Source organism: Moorena bouillonii PNG, from assembly GCF_001942495.1.
GTDB lineage: Bacteria > Cyanobacteriota > Cyanobacteriia > Cyanobacteriales > Coleofasciculaceae > Moorena > Moorena bouillonii.
Map to the genome: position 1 here is coordinate 5,661,629 of NZ_MKZS01000001.1, position 14,640 is coordinate 5,676,268.

At 43.4% G+C, this 14,640-nt stretch carries 13 protein-coding genes and 3 pseudogenes; 7 read left to right on the forward strand and 9 right to left on the reverse strand.

Annotated features, from left to right (window positions below; all coding sequences use genetic code 11):
* Positions 1-18 precede the first annotated feature (18 nt).
* Together BJP37_RS23025 and BJP37_RS23030 are read right to left on the reverse strand one after the other, a co-directional pair.
* Positions 19-898: pseudogene (locus tag BJP37_RS23025) on the reverse strand (Rpn family recombination-promoting nuclease/putative transposase).
* 210 nt (positions 899-1,108) lie between these two features.
* Positions 1,109-1,996, reverse strand: a complete 888-nt coding sequence (locus tag BJP37_RS23030; RefSeq protein WP_075902277.1) for an Rpn family recombination-promoting nuclease/putative transposase — start codon at positions 1,994-1,996, stop codon at positions 1,109-1,111.
* A gap of 293 nt (positions 1,997-2,289) precedes the next feature.
* Between BJP37_RS23030 and BJP37_RS23035 the strand changes: the two genes are divergently transcribed.
* Genes BJP37_RS23035 through BJP37_RS23045 form a run of 3 tightly spaced genes read left to right on the forward strand, consistent with a single transcriptional unit; the run spans position 2,290 to position 7,842 of the window.
* On the forward strand, positions 2,290-3,588 hold the full coding sequence (locus tag BJP37_RS23035; RefSeq protein ID WP_075902279.1) for a tetratricopeptide repeat protein: 1,299 nt from the start codon (positions 2,290-2,292) through the stop codon (positions 3,586-3,588).
* Between the two features lie 34 nt (positions 3,589-3,622).
* A complete protein-coding gene (locus BJP37_RS23040) occupies positions 3,623-4,663 on the forward strand; it encodes a tetratricopeptide repeat protein (protein WP_143727749.1) in 1,041 nt (346 codons plus the stop codon).
* Positions 4,660-7,842, forward strand: coding sequence for a CHAT domain-containing protein (locus tag BJP37_RS23045; RefSeq protein ID WP_075902283.1), 3,183 nt, complete (start codon positions 4,660-4,662; stop codon positions 7,840-7,842). The genes BJP37_RS23040 and BJP37_RS23045 overlap by 4 nt, the downstream gene beginning before the upstream one ends.
* Before the next feature lie 182 nt (positions 7,843-8,024).
* Here the strand turns inward: BJP37_RS23045 and BJP37_RS37205 are convergent.
* From BJP37_RS37205 to BJP37_RS23060, 3 genes and pseudogenes are all read right to left on the reverse strand, one after another.
* Positions 8,025-8,225 (reverse strand): annotated as a pseudogene (locus BJP37_RS37205) (IS701-like element ISPlag1 family transposase); the annotation flags it as partial.
* Between the two features lie 225 nt (positions 8,226-8,450).
* Positions 8,451-9,297 (reverse strand): annotated as a pseudogene (locus tag BJP37_RS42820) (IS701 family transposase); the annotation flags it as partial.
* A 136-nt stretch (positions 9,298-9,433) separates the two neighbouring features.
* Positions 9,434-9,997, reverse strand: a complete 564-nt coding sequence (locus tag BJP37_RS23060) for a Uma2 family endonuclease (protein WP_075906380.1) — start codon at positions 9,995-9,997, stop codon at positions 9,434-9,436.
* 626 nt (positions 9,998-10,623) lie between these two features.
* Between BJP37_RS23060 and BJP37_RS37210 the strand changes: the two genes are divergently transcribed.
* Genes BJP37_RS37210 through BJP37_RS23070 form a run of 3 tightly spaced genes read left to right on the forward strand, consistent with a single transcriptional unit; the run spans position 10,624 to position 11,575 of the window.
* Entirely contained in the window at positions 10,624-10,893 is a 270-nt protein-coding gene (locus BJP37_RS37210; RefSeq protein WP_143727751.1) for a hypothetical protein, read from the forward strand.
* A gap of 25 nt (positions 10,894-10,918) precedes the next feature.
* Entirely contained in the window at positions 10,919-11,134 is a 216-nt protein-coding gene (locus tag BJP37_RS34870; protein WP_143727752.1) for a hypothetical protein, read from the forward strand.
* A 12-nt stretch (positions 11,135-11,146) separates the two neighbouring features.
* Entirely contained in the window at positions 11,147-11,575 is a 429-nt protein-coding gene (locus BJP37_RS23070; RefSeq protein ID WP_143727753.1) for a hypothetical protein, read from the forward strand.
* Positions 11,576-12,148: 573 nt separating this feature from the next.
* On the opposite strand, the gene BJP37_RS23080 is transcribed toward BJP37_RS23070, so the two are convergent.
* Positions 12,149-12,406 carry a hypothetical protein gene (locus BJP37_RS23080; protein WP_198954152.1) on the reverse strand — a complete coding sequence of 86 codons (258 nt, stop codon included), beginning with the start codon at positions 12,404-12,406 and terminating at the stop codon, positions 12,149-12,151.
* A gap of 20 nt (positions 12,407-12,426) precedes the next feature.
* Between BJP37_RS23080 and BJP37_RS41995 the strand changes: the two genes are divergently transcribed.
* The gene (locus tag BJP37_RS41995; protein WP_214607773.1) at positions 12,427-12,615 is read left to right on the forward strand and encodes a hypothetical protein; all 189 of its coding nucleotides are present in this window, start codon (positions 12,427-12,429) and stop codon (positions 12,613-12,615) included.
* Between the two features lie 514 nt (positions 12,616-13,129).
* Here the strand turns inward: BJP37_RS41995 and BJP37_RS39870 are convergent.
* The 3 genes from BJP37_RS39870 to BJP37_RS23095 form a co-directional block, all read right to left on the reverse strand.
* Positions 13,130-13,393, reverse strand: coding sequence for a hypothetical protein (locus BJP37_RS39870; protein WP_158069732.1), 264 nt, complete (start codon positions 13,391-13,393; stop codon positions 13,130-13,132).
* A gap of 81 nt (positions 13,394-13,474) precedes the next feature.
* A complete protein-coding gene (locus BJP37_RS23090) occupies positions 13,475-13,876 on the reverse strand; it encodes a hypothetical protein (RefSeq protein WP_075902285.1) in 402 nt (133 codons plus the stop codon).
* Positions 13,877-14,111: 235 nt separating this feature from the next.
* Complete coding sequence (locus BJP37_RS23095; RefSeq protein ID WP_075902287.1) at positions 14,112-14,348, reverse strand: hypothetical protein; 237 nt, start codon at positions 14,346-14,348, stop codon at positions 14,112-14,114.
* Between the last annotated feature and the right edge of the window lie 292 nt (positions 14,349-14,640).

Sequence of the window (14,640 nt, forward strand, 5' to 3'; positions counted from 1 at the left end):
TTTTGTTTTTCCTCGACTTTACACGCTATATATAGCGTAAGTGCGTAAGTCCTGTGTCTTAAAATCCAACAACGCTTCACTCAATTCCTCCAATCGAGTAATCGATAATCCCTCAATCTGCTGTTGGAGCACAGGGTCAATTAAACCTAACTTCAGGGTTAGCTGACGCATCACAACTAATAGGACTCCCTCCTGCTTGCCGCGCTGGCGTCCCTTTTGGATAATATCTTGATAGGTAACAGATTCTTCCATAACTTCCTCCCTCAACAATCGACAGACTAAATTTTTGTCAAACCGCAAACCAGCCAGTACATCCACACAGGCCGCTAGGTTTCCCCGTAATGGTTTTTCTTCAATTCTATCCACTTGGGCAACCACTTGCTCTAACAATAGATTAGGGCTATTACTCCTAGCTAGAGTGGCCAAGGGTAACAAAGCCTGATTGGCCAATAGTGGTAATGGGTCTTGCTCCCACAGGCGAATTACTCTATAACGATGCCAGGTGTTAGTATCCCTAAACTCGTTAGTAAATACCATCTGTGAGGTCGTAGACTTTAGAAAAATCACTACCTGTTCAATGGGACATCGGTACTTTCGTTGTAGTCTGACCCAGTAGTCCAACATCCGAAATGGTAATGGTGGCTCGGATTGGGGCAGGGTTTGAAATTCTAGGTGCAGAATTTGGTTAGTACTTTGGAGTCAACTCAAAGCATCAGCTTGAATTGGTTCACTACTCAATTCAGTGTCTTGATGCAGTCGCTCATGGGGGAAACCCCCAAGACCGCGCTGCATCGCTTTTAAGTACCTGAATATCATCAGGTGCCTCACCCAATAGCCAGTGAAAAAACTCCGATGGGTATGCTTCTGCTAGGTATTTACAGATGTTATCGTAGGCCAAGGCAAATTGTTCAAAGTTAATACTATCTCAGACAGTGTAGTGAATCTGAACCAGAAAATTGATCGCACCTGGATCTTGTCTTAAGAGTAAACTTATGATATCGGAGCAGTTCTGATTGAGATAATATCTAAAAAAGACCTGATTAGATCAGGTCTTTTCAAAATCATGTTCCCACGAAAAATCCTAGGGGTGAACACTAACAGTTCAATCTCAGCCGTGCTCCAACCAAACCGCTAAATCCGTTACTGTCTCAAAATTCAACAATGCTTCACTCAATTCCTCCAATCGAGTAATCGATAATCCCTCAATCTGCTGTTGGAGCACAGGGTCAATTAAACCTAACCTCAGGGTTAGCAAACGCATCACAACTAATAGGACTCCCTCCTGCTTTCCTCGGTCGAGTCCCTGCTGGAGTCCCTGCTGGAGTCCCTGCTGGATTCCTTGCTGGAGTCCCTTTTGGACTCCCTTTTGGATAATATCTTGATAGGTGACTGATTCTTCCATAACTTCCTCCCTCAACAATCGACGCACTAAATTTTTCTCAAACCGTAAACCACCCAGCACATCCACACAGGCCGCTAGGTTTCCCCGTAATGGTTTTTCTTCAATTTTATCTACTTCCGCAACCACTTGCTCCAACAATAGATTAGGCCGATTACTCCTGGCTAAAGTGGCCAAGGGTAACAAAGCCCGATTGGCCAATAGTGGTAATGGGTCTTGCTCCCACAGGCGAATTATTCTATAACGGTGCCAGGTGTTAGTATCCCTAAACTCGTTATTGAATACTAGATCTGAAGTCGTAGACTTTAGAAAAATCACCACCTGTTCAATCGGACATCGGTATTTGCGATGTAATCTGACCCAATAGTCCAACATCCGAAATGGTAATGGTGGCTCGGATTGGGGCAGGGTTTGAAATTCTAGGTGCAGAATTTGGTTAGTACTTTGCAGTAGACTCAGAGCATCAGCTTGAATTGGTTCAGCACTTAATTCGGCTTTAAGTACCTGAATATCATCAGGTGCCTCACCCAATAGCCAGTGAAAAAACTCCGATGGATATTCTTCTGCTAGGTATTTGCAGATATTATCGTAAGCCAAGGCAAATTGTTCAAAGTTAATACTATCTCAGACAGTGTAGTGAATTGACACTAAAAAATTGATCGCACCTGGATCTTGTTTATGGAGTCAAGTTATGATAACGGAGAAATTTTGATTTTACATAATACCTTTAGATAAGATTTAAATCAGAAGGGTGCATCTCATTAAAGCTGTTTGAGCTGGTGGGTGGAATAGGCATATTGGTAGAATAGGCATCTTGCCTGTTCCCTGTTCCCTGTTCCCTATTCCCTTTTCCCTGCTCCCTACTCCCTACTCCCTTTGCTATTAGCTGAATGAGCATCCTAGAGTTAGAGTCTATACTCAATCGTTATGAAGCTGCCCTGAACGCCCTTGAAAAAACTGACAATAAACCATCTGCTGAAACCATTCTCCGTGTCCTGATTACTCGCAATGTTGTTCATGAAAAATTTGCTGATATTGCCCACATTTCTAAAGATAAACTGATTAAACTGATTGAGTTAGATAGCAAATTAAAAAAGCAGGCTGGTTTGATTAATCAGACTGTGCAATTAGCGGATTGGCGGAGTAGCTTTCATCCCCCAAAAGACTACTGGTGGTGGTTTCTGGAAGCACCTACTCATCCCTTAGACCGTTTCGACTGGCTTTGGAATGCACTGACAGTTACTTCTTTAACAGCATCGGTGAGTCTAGTGGTAGATATTTCCTCCCGTTTTTTGAGTACTAGTCCGGGTTTTATAGGTTCTTTTGCTGTGATTTCCCAGAGTGCATTGACCTTGTTGACAGCTGGGGGGATTTTAACCAAAGCCGGTCGTACAGGTGTTGAAGAAATTCTATCACGATTAGGAATTAAAAAATATCTTTGGCAAGAAGTTAAATTGGGACTATCGGGAGTACTTTTACTTTCCTTAATTGGCTTTCGAGCATCGTTGCCCCTGATTTCGGGCTACGTTAATGAAAAGGGTGTAAAGAATTATGATGACGGAGACTGGTCAACTGCTCAGTCTAATTATGAACGAGCATTGAGTCTTAATGCAGATAATGCAGACGCTCACTATAATTTGGGTCGTCTTTATGAAGATTTACAGGATTTTAAGAAGGCGCGAACTCAGTATAGGTTAGCCGCACAGGGGGGATTAGATGCTGCTTATAATGAATTGGGTCGGTTGTATATTCAAGACAAAAAATATTCCCAAGCGGTATCGTTACTTTTGACAGGATTAGATAATCTGCAAGAAAATGATCTTCAAAATAAACTACTTAAAACAGAGGATATTCAAACTAAAAATGAAACTCAATATGCCTTATGGAAAAACTTGGGCTGGGCAAGGTTGAAGCAAGGACGCTATGCCGATGCTGAAACCCACCTCAGAGATGCTATTGAACTAGAGAAAACCTTTAAGCAAACTCCGGCGGCAGCTCACTGTTTATTAGCTCAAGTCATTGAAAACAAACCAGCAAAAGATCCAGACAATGCCTTGGCAGAATGGAAAATCTGTTTACGATATACTGGTATTCGTAACCCTGATGAAGATATCTGGGTTGACATGGCTCGTAAACGTATAAATGCTCAAGTAGGTGTTCAAGACAAGAGTAGTGAATCGAGTAAGTAAGCTGATTTGCTCTGCCCCAATCTTGACCGTAGTTATGATTATGTTGGGAAGTCTGGTGAGTCAGCCAGTACTGGCAGGGCATTGGATTTTTAAAACCACGGGTAGAGTTGAGCTAGAACGGGAGGGATGGTCACGTTTCCATCCAGTGCCTAACTATACCACCATAAATCCAGGGGATCTGGTCAGACCAGCATCGGGGGTTAGGGTTAAGGTACTTTGTGAGAATGGTAACACTCGCTCTGTACCTGCTGGGGAAATAACAGGTATCAATGCCATATGTCTACCACCGCGAATTAAAAGCCTCAGGAAAATTGTCAGACCGCGTCCGGTAAGACCCTATATTCCCTACATTATCAGCCCACGGGCAACTCGTTTACTGACTGACAAGCCCACCTTACGCTGGCATGATGCCACCGATGCTAAAAGTTTTACCGTTAAGGTGAGAGGGCGAGGATTGGATTGGACTCAGGAATTTAGTCGAGACCAGGTTTGTCAAAAGGGTATTTGTCAGGTTGTTTATCCAGGGGATAAGCCCCTAAAACCTGGAGTTAGTTATAAGTTGGTCGTTAAGGCTGATACCAATCGCACCTCTGAACAGGATAAGACTGGAGGACTGGGATTTAACCTGATTGATTCGGATCAAGCTAAAAAAATTAAGGTGATAGCTGGGCGGATTAAGGAACAGAATCTACCAAAGGAGTTCAAGCCCTTAGCTCTAGCTGACCTCTATGGTGACTATGATTTAACGGCTGAGGCCATTGAAATCCTGGAAGGACTAGAAAACGATCAAAAAATAGTACCGATTTATCGCTTACTGGGTGATTTGTATCTACGAATAGGACTAGTTTTGGAAGCTGAGGGTCCTTATTCAAAGGCAGTCGAACTGGCAACAGCAACTGACCATTGGGAAGAACTGGCAGCAGCAAAAGCTGGATTAGGGGAGGTTAAGTATGCTCGTGGGAATCGGCAAGAAGGAGTGAATTTGTTAGAAGCAGCGAAGGCAATCTATCAAAAGTTTGGCGATCGGAAACGGGTAGGGGAATTAGAAGAGCGACTGGAGCAGTTGAACCGATGAAGAATTTCCAAATCCCAAATCCCAAATCCCAAATCCCAAATGGTATGAGTTACCTGGGAGTTCCTCTGCTGATGGTAACCCTGGTTCCTGCTATTTTCTCTGTTACTGTAACTGTGCCACTGATGGCTCAATCGAGCTGGGCACAGACTCAAAACTCTCAGGAAGAAGCCACGCCCTCAGACTTACTTCAGGCTAAAGCTGACCAACTCCGTGAGCAAGGAATCGAACAATATAAGACCAGTCAATTTCAAGCTGCGCTCAAGTCCTGGCAAGAAGCCCTAGGCATTTATCGCGAACTGGAAGACCGCCAGGGGGAAGCTAACTCCCTGGGCAATCTCGGCCTTGCTTACGATAGCCTAGGGCAATACCGCCAAGCGATTGACTTGTATCAGCAGTCTTTATCCCTGGCGGGGGAACTCGAAGACCGTCAGGGGGAAGCCAAGTCCCTCAACAATCTCGGGAATGCTTACGATAGCCTAGGGCAATACCGCAAAGCCATTGAGTTTCATCAGCAGTCTTTATCCCTATCTCGGGAACTGGAAAACCGTCAGGGGGAAGCCTACTCCCTCAACAATCTCGGGAATGCTTATCGTAACCTAGGGCAATACCGAAAAGCGATTGACTTGTACCAGCAGTCTTTATCCCTATCTCGGGAACTGGAAAACCGTCAGGGGGAAGCCTACTCCCTCAACAATCTCGGGAATGCTTATCGTAACCTAGGGCAATACCGAAAAGCGATTGACTTGTACCAGCAGTCTTTATCCCTATCTCGGGAACTGGAAAACCGTCAGGGGGAAGCCTACTCCCTCAACAATCTCGGGAATGCTTACGATAGCCTAGGGCAATACCGCCAAGCGATTGACTTGTATCAGCAGTCTTTATCCCTGGCAAAGGAACTCGAAGACCGTCAGGGGGAAGCCTACTCCCTCAACAATCTCGGGAATGCTTACTATCGCCTAGGGCAATACCGAAAAGCCATTGAGTTTTATCAGCAGTCTTTATCCCTGGTGCGGGAACTGGAAGACCGGCAGGGGAAAGCCAACTCCCTGGGCAATCTCGGGAATGCTTACTATAGCCTAGGGCAATACCGCAAAGCCATTGAGTTTCATCAGCAGTCTTTATCCCTGGCAAAGGAACTGGAAGACCGTCAGGGGGAAGCCAACTCCCTGGGCAATCTCGGGAATGCTTACTATAGCCTAGGGCAATACCGCAAAGCCATTGAGTTTTATCAGCAGTCTTTATCCCTAGCGCGGGAACTGGAAGACCGTCAGGGGGAAGCCAACTCCCTCAACAATCTCGGGAATGCTTATCGTAGCCTAGGGCAATACCGCAAAGCCATTGAGTTTCATCAGCAGTCTTTATCCCTGGCGCGGGAACTGGAAGACCGTCAGGGGGAAGCCAACTCCCTCAACAATCTCGGGAATGCTTATCGTAGCCTAGGGCAATACCGCCAAGCGATTGACTTGTACCAGCAGTCTTTATCCCTGGCGCGGGAACTGGAAGACCGTCAGGGGGAAGCCAAGTCCCTCAACAATCTCGGGAATGCTTATCGTAGCCTAGGGCAATACCGCCAAGCGATTGACTTGTACCAGCAGTCTTTATCCCTGGCGCGGGAACTGGAAGACCGTCAGGGGGAAGCAGCCTCCCTCAACAATCTCGGGGTTGCTTACGATAACCTAGAGCAATATCAAAAAGCGATTGAGTTTTACAAGCAAGCCATCAAGGTTAAAGAATCTATCCAAGGTGACATCAAAGTAGAAGAGTTGATAACCTCTGATGGCAGTCAAAAGGTAGATACCTACGAACGTCTGATCAACCTACTGTGGAACCAAAAAGACTTTGAAACGGCCTTCAACTATGTCGAACGGGGAAGAGCCAAAGCCTTCCTCGACCAACTGGCTAATGAGAAGATAGACATTCGTGCTGGGGCTGACTCCAAACTCCTGGAACAGGAACAAGACCTGAAAGCTGAAATCAATGCCCTCAGCCAGGAATTAATTACCCTCCGCAACAGTCCGAAAAACCAGTGGGATAACGAAACGATTGCTGAAACCGAAAACAACCGAACTGCTCTGCGGAAAGACTACCAGGACTTGCTGCTTGAGTTAAAAGTCCAAAGCCCTGAAATCGCTAGCTTAATAAGTGTAGAGGTTGCCTCCCTCCCTGAAATCCAAGGCTTGCTGGATGCTGATACCACCCTAGTCGAGTACTTTGTCACAGATGAACGCACCCTAGCCTTCATTATCACCCGCAATAGCTTCCACACTGTCCCCCTCAATGTCACTCGCCAACAACTGACCGAAGAACTGACACTCTTCCAAGACTTTGCTGACTTAGATGAACCCCATCCCCTAGAACTGAAAAACCTCCACGACTGGCTAATTGTACCCCTCCAGCCCCATCTCAACACCACCACCATCACCATTGTTCCCCACAGTATCCTGCACTATCTCCCCTTTGCTGCTCTGACTGACGGCAAGGAGTACCTCAGTGACAACTACGCCCTATTGTCTCTCCCCAGTGCTAGCATCCTGCGCTATTTACCCGACAAGGGCAAATCAACCACAAGCAGTCTTCTTGCCCTGGGAGATCCCACTATTCCGGGACTTTCCCCCTTAACTCATGCTCAAAACGAAGTAGAGACCATTGCCAACCTGTTCAAGACCAAAGCCCTGGTGGGGAAAGCCGCTACCGAAAGCGCTCTCCGGTCTAGGGCTAAACAATCGGGAATTATACACCTAGCCGTTCATGGGGAGTACAACCAGATTAACCCCCTATTCAGCGCCATCCGTCTCCTAGAAGATACCCAGCACGACGGTTCCTTAGAAGTTCATGAAGTCTACGGGTTGGATTTAACCAATACCAATTTAGTTGTGCTCAGCGCCTGCCAGACCAAAATCGGTGAATTGAGCCGGGGTGATGAAGTAGTAGGACTAAATCGTGCTTTCTTGTATGCCGGAACCCCCACTATCATTGCAAGTCTCTGGAATGTGGATGATGCTGCTACAGGACTGTTAATGAAGCAATTTTACAGCCATTGGCAAGGGGGAATGAACAAAGCCGAGGCACTACAGCAAGCCCAGAAAGATTTACGGGAAACATATCCCCATCCTTATTTTTGGGCAGCATTTTCTTTGACAGGAGATGCTGGGAATAGGGATTTGCGTAGGGTGCGTTAGGGGAGCTTTCATGTTTCGCCTCATAGCTAGGGTTAGGTTGCTCCCCGTAACGCACCACTGCTGCCTCAAACAACTATTCCTATTTTTTCTTATTCCCTATTCCCTAGTGATCCAACCAAACCGCTAAATCCGTTACTGTCTCAGGACTTACGCAAAGACACCAGATAGGTCGTAGATTCTGATCAGACTAAATTCATAACTAAAGAAGGTTTTTTAAGTTCTTTAGTTAAATATGAAGATAAACTTTGGTGCTTAATTTTATAAACTGTACATTTAGTCAAGTAAGCTAGTCTTTTCAGAAAATTCCACACCAAAATAGCACAAGCAATATGGTTTCTTTGGATTCGAGATTTACGACACTGACAAGATTGTATGCCAGTCAATGTCTTGATGCAATAGCGAGTGGGGGAAACCACGGCAGTCGCTCATGGTTTGTTCGCGAAGCGTCGGCTACGCCGAAGTTACCGTAAGATAGTGGAGCCTTATTAACAAATATTTAACCCTTTTCTGCATAACCTGCTAACTATAAAGGCTCCACAATAAACAGGTTTCGTCTCCGGGGGAGACCCCCAAGACCGCGCTGCCTCCCCAAGACCGCGCTGCATCGCTTGTTTAAGTTCCCGGTGAAACTCCTCTATTTTCCAACGGTAAGAACAAGTTGATTTTACCTGTTCAATATCTGAGGCAGTTAGTTCATTTGTGGCAATGTATTCCGTTCTATTGGTAGAAATAGTAACCCGAAACCACTTCACCTTTTTCTGGTCAGGAAACTTTTTTAGTTTAATCAATTTCCCTTGTTTGACATCTAACTCACTCCACGACAATGAGTCAATTCTTTGGGATTTTTCATTACCTCCTGTTTCATCCACCAATCGATTCTTTTTTAAGGGACAGTAGTAGATTTTTTCCCAGTTATCAATTAAGGCCATTAGTCTTTGAGTGGCATACCAACTATCCATTAATACTCTTTTAAAGGGGAGTTTCTTATGAAACAATTTCTGAGTATGTCTTCTACATGGTCTAGTTTGGTTTTTCCATCCTGTTCTGGAGCATATATCCGGTAATCTATCACCCAAAACTTACCGGTTTTACTATTAACGTATATACAATTTACTACTCCTATTCCTCGAACCACACTATGAGTATTTCCACTGTATTGTTTTCGCACCAATTCTATTTTATGGGAAGGGTTTTTATCCAAAACTGTATCGTCAACTACTAGATAGCCGTTTTCATCTACTTCAATATATTCAGGTGCGACCCAAGGCCGGGTTCCCCGGCCATTGGAAAGCGCACCTAGACATTTAACCACAACGTCTTAGGAGTAATTTTTTCGTTTTTTAAATATCGGTTAATTTGATCATGACTTATTTTTGGTAGATTCTCTGCCAAATTAGTTATGGTGTAATTGTTTTGGCTACTCAACAAATATTGACAGTAATCTAGCTTGTCCAATCTTTATTCCCATTATTTTTTTAGTTGGTTTCTCCCTTGATATTATCATTTACTTTATCGGTTTTTCCCCTTTAGGGATTAATTTTGTTTTTCCTCGACTTTACACGCTATATATAGCGTAAGTGCGTAAGTCCTGTTACAGTAATAACCAGGCAAATAAATCCTTAACTGTAAGATTTAGATCACTCACAAAAGATGGTACAGGAAGTAACATATCGGGTTGATCGAATACCTCAATTTCTTGTTTAGAATGGTAAACAAACACAGTTTTTTCCTCTGGGTCAATCAACCAACCGATCTGGGTTCCATGCTTGAGGCAATGAAGAATATTTTTGGTTACTTTTGTGTGACTTTGGTCTGGAGATAAGATTTCAATAGTCCAATCTGGAGTCAGGTTAAATACATTGGCAATTTCTCCATTATCATCACAGGGAATTCGGTTCCAAAGAAATACTGAAATGTCAGGTATTATTGAGCGACCCCCAAAGGTACAACGTAATTCAGGAAAAGCGCAAGCAATTTTTTTAGGTTTTACCAAACTATTGATTGCGGGTATTAGTTCTCCTTGAAGACGACTATGTTTTCCTTGAGGCATGGGCTTCTGAATAATTTTTCCATCAAGGTACTCACTAGCAGGCTTTGTTTCCGGTAGTTTCAGAAACTCCTCCAATGTCAGTATTTTAGGTTGTGCTTGTACCATTTCAGGGTTGTCTCCAATTGTGCCAGTAGGGGTAGGGTGGGCTAATTTTGGGAATTTGATCATTTCATCAGCTCTGATGCCCATTTGCCCACCCTACAAAATCAGGCGATCGCACTCAACGGCGTTGTCCTCGACTTCACTACCTTTATTGTGTCATATCATCGGTTTGTTGGGTTTTGTTGTCTCAACCCAACCTACACTATTCGCGTACCCACTTAAGCGCGGACATTCACCGGTGCGTTACCTGACGGGGGGACAGAGCGGTTATAGCCCTTGTGTAGCAAGGGATACGGCAGAAAAATCAAAAAAAAGATCGGTCAAATATAGTAACCCTGACCCATCTACAAAAAATGATAGCGTGCGCCATACCAGAAAATCCTACAAAATCAGCTGCATCACAGTAGGTATTTGTTAATCACCTTAGTCGTGGCCAGCCTACAACTACTCAGACAGGTCAAACTAGAAGTGTTAGCTCAAGCGCTGCCGTTACCTATTTTGTTTGAGAGTCGCCCTTCAGAAATTACGTCGGTTTTTACGGATCAAACAGTTCAACATCGTTTCAATCTGGTTTCCCTGTGTAAGTGCTCTGCGCTGAATGGATGTTTAAACCAAACGATAGAATATATTTGGCGATAGATCGTACCAGCTGGGGGGTGATTAATATCTTGATGGTTAGTGTCATCTATGATCATCGTGCCTGGCCGATTTACTGGGAGTTCTTGGATAAAAAAGGCAGCAGTAATTTTGATGAGCAAACAGCTGTTTTGGGTAAAAGTATTGGGTTACTCTCCAACTATAGGGTGGTGGTGTTAGGAGACCGGGAATTTTGTTCACCCAAACTGGGAAACTGGCTGGGGAAAGCAGGGTGCATACTTTTGTTTGAGACAGAAATATAACACGCTTGTTTGTTACGATACTGAGGTGGAACGGGAGTTAAAAGACTATGGGCTTAAGCCAGGAGTAAAGCTGTTTATTAATGACTGCCAAGTTACCAAACAAAAAGGATTTGGGACGTTTAATATAGCCGCTAAATGGAAAAGAAATTACCAGGGATTTAATACGAAAGAACCCTGGTATATTTTGACTAATTTTGATGATGTCGATACGGCTATTGTGGCCTACCAAAGACGATTTTAAATTGAGGAAGCGATGCAGCGCGGTCTTGGGGGTTTCCCCCACTCGCGCTTTGCATCAAGACAATGTGCGCGAGATTTTAAGTCGGGAGGCTATAGTATTGAAGGCTCTAAGCTAACAGGTGAGTATCTTTCAAAATTGATGATTGTTGTGGCGATTGCTTATACCAGTGCCATGCTTCAAGGGCGACACATTAAGCAGATGGGAATTCAAAAATATGTGGTCAGACCTGAAACCCAATCAAGTGGACAACGGCGACATAGCGGTGCGACCCAAGGGCGATTTACTCGCCCGCTTAAGGCGCGCACCGTCCGCTTTTTATGTTGGCCAACATCAGCATTCGTGGCTTCGCTTAAGGGGATTGTGCGAAAAAATAGTGGACGAAATGCATGCAAATTAACCGTCGTTGGCTCAACTATTACAAGAAGGGTGAGCGGGCTATAGAGTTGGCACTGTCTACGTTATAAGCTTTATGTCCCCCTGTCAGGTGCGTTACACTTCATTAACGCACTCTACAAGAGCTTTGATATCCCTGATATATTCGATTATTAATAAACGTAAATAGTTCAGGGTTTCGACATAGTGTTTCATTTTCGGATAATCAAAGTCTGGTGAAAAATACCATTCAGGAAATTGAGGTATTTCTACTAGTTTTATTTTCTGTAATTCATTACTAATTTTTTGGGCATTTTCAAATGAATTATCATTAATAAATTGAAAGGCGTATCCTCTAATAGTATCGGTTAATATTTCAATAATCCCTAATATACTAACGTCTTGATTTTCTTCCCATCGGGAAATGAAATTTTTGCTCTTTATCCCTGAGTAGCTTGATAGTCAATGAGCAATTGATTTAAGATTTGCTCAATATATCCTTTGGCTGTTATGGTATTATCAGCTTTGTTGGAAATATCTAAGTTTGGCATGATTTTTTTAAGTTTAGCCGTAAGAAATAATTTTGTTGTCTCTTTCTATAAGAAATTCAGTTCCTTTATTCCATCTCAATGCCCCATTCAGTCATTGGGTTTTTCGCGACCCTTTTTTGTTAAAATTAGCAGCTTTTTTGAGATACTTTAAATAATTCCCTTTAAAACCGTGTCTGTCTGCATGATCTACAATACTATTGGCTAGGGTTGGATAGGTGGCTTTGTCCCAGGTTTGGATCAGAGTTTCGATTTCTGCAATCTCCTGCTCGGTGTATCCTGCAAATAATATCTGTTGATAGGGATCGCTTCTGTCAAGTTGATGGGGCTGATCAGGGTTATTGGGATTCATTTAAGCATAAATCGACTGTTTTGGCATTTAATCAACTTAACGATCATTTTACCAATGGGTTCGGTTGTCCGTTACACGGACGTTTTCGCACTCTACAAGTCCGGCGATACTCCCGCAGGGAGTGGCTGCCGCCAACCCACGACAAGATCGTGATCACACTACGTTCAGTAGACCGAAAACTTTTCTCCCAAAGGGTGATCGCACTTTGAGCGACTACCGCAAACCTTCCGGATAGTCAGGTAGGGTTAGGGTGGGCAAATTTTGAGAATTTGATCATGTCATCAGCTCTGATGCTAATTTGCCCACCCTACAAGATCACGCGATCGGTCTTGCTTGTAACCTCTTCAGCAGGTTAAGATTTTTTTGACTTGCTTTACAATTTTAACCGATAAATCAATTAACAACAGGGTAGACGGTAGTGGATTTGCTCACCTCAGGGGTAGGGTGGGCAAATTATTATAGTTTGGTAATTTAATTAAGAATCATGTCTATTTGCCCACCTTACAAGAACTCCCTGCTCCCTTCAAACAAGAAGCTTGTAGGTCACAACATTGATAAGTGATATCTTAAAGTGTTAGGCATTAGATAAAGATTTAGCTAGCAGGGGGACAACGAAGCTTGTAACATAGACAGGGCTTGTTCCCTAGCCCGCTTACCTTTTTTATAATGCTTGACCCAACGGCGGTTAATTTGCAAAAATTCCTCTCTCTTAGTGCGCATTCCCTAGGTCGGGAAACCCGACCGGGGTCGCACCGCTACAATTTTTTCGGGTATTTGCCCTAAGTACAGCCAATGATACTGATGTTGACCAACATAAAAAGCAGACGGTGCGCTTTCCAATGGCCGGGGAACCCGGCCTTGGGTCGCACCGCTATGTCGGCGACCATATTTCGATTTTGTTTCTGGTCGTACAACATATTTCTGTATTCCCATTTTCTTGATTTCTCGTCCTTGAAGGATTGCACTAGTATAGGCAATTGCGATCACAATAATTAACTTGCTTAGAGATTATGCTCCCAGCTTGGAGCCTTCTAGACTGTAACCACCTGATTGAAAATATCGAAACATTTATTCAATCGCAAATCGCTTTTTGTAAGACACAATAGCGGTATTTAAATCCTCAAAGTTAGTCAGTATATACCACGGTTCTTTTGTCTTCACTCCTCGGTAATTTCGTTTCCATTTACAAGCTACATTAAACGTTCCAAATCCGTTGTTTTTCGTTACCTGAAGGTCATTGAGAAACAATTTCATCCCCGGCTTTAAACCATAGTCCCGCAACTCTTGATAAACCTCATTTTCTGGCAAAACTTTGGTGTCACATTTTTGCCGTAAACAAAAGTATACCTTGCGTTCAGCCAGCCAGTGACCTAGTTTGGTAGAGCAAAATTCTCGGTCTCCCAGCACCACGACATCATAGGCTGATAGTAACTCCATACTTTTGCTCAATACTGCTTTTTGTTCGGACAAATTACTATTTCCTTGTCTTGATGCAGTCGCTCATGGGGGAAACCCCCAAGACCGCGCTGCATCGCTTTTTATCTAATAATGTCCAGTAAATTGGCCAGGCTCGATGATCATAGACAACACTCACCATCAAGATATTAATCAGACTCCAAGAGACGAAACCTTGAAGAGTGGAGCCTTTCTAGTCGGCAGGTTATGCAGAAAAATTTTAAATCTTTTGTAATAAGGCTCCACTCTTCTACGGTAACTTCAAACTCGTTCTATCGATGACCAGATAAATCCTATCCTTAGGATTAAACATCTCCTCTAAAAGAGCGGTAACACAGGGAAACCAGATAGTTTCAATAGTAAAGTTTTTAAGTCTCAAAAATCGCCTGACTTTCCGACGACGGCTCTCTAATAAAATAGGTAACGGCAGGGATTCGGCTAAGACTTCTAACTTAACCTCTTTGAGTAATTGTAAACTAATTACCATCAAGTCTAGTAATAGATATGCTGTGTGATGCAGCTGATTTGGGATAATTTTTTGGTATAGCGCACGCTATCATTTTGTTTAGATAGGTCAGGGCTATTACTTTTGACCTATCTTTTTTTATCTCTTTCTGCTGTATCGCTCACTACATAAGACTTTCATGCCTCGTTGTCCCCCTGTTAGAAGATTTAGTTAAGTATTTTATCATCAAGCCATTGCTCTATAGCTTTATAATTATTCTGTTTAACTCTGTATTCTTTATTTAAATTGTTCTTATAAAATTCAACCTGTTCTT

Excerpts from the sequence above, each read along its gene's own strand:
- BJP37_RS23060 (WP_075906380.1), bottom strand. The coding sequence starts at position 9,997 with ATGGTACAAGCACAACCTAAAATACTGACATTGGAGGAGTTTCTGAAA.
- BJP37_RS23035 (WP_075902279.1), top strand. The coding sequence starts at position 2,290 with ATGAGCATCCTAGAGTTAGAGTCTATACTCAATCGTTATGAAGCTGCC.
- BJP37_RS23095 (WP_075902287.1), bottom strand. The coding sequence starts at position 14,348 with ATGGTAATTAGTTTACAATTACTCAAAGAGGTTAAGTTAGAAGTCTTA.
- BJP37_RS23070 (WP_143727753.1), top strand. The coding sequence starts at position 11,147 with ATGCAGCGCGGTCTTGGGGGTTTCCCCCACTCGCGCTTTGCATCAAGA.
- BJP37_RS23080 (WP_198954152.1), bottom strand. The coding sequence starts at position 12,406 with ATGAATCCCAATAACCCTGATCAGCCCCATCAACTTGACAGAAGCGAT.
- BJP37_RS23045 (WP_075902283.1), top strand. The coding sequence starts at position 4,660 with ATGAAGAATTTCCAAATCCCAAATCCCAAATCCCAAATCCCAAATGGT.
- BJP37_RS23040 (WP_143727749.1), top strand. The coding sequence starts at position 3,623 with ATGATTATGTTGGGAAGTCTGGTGAGTCAGCCAGTACTGGCAGGGCAT.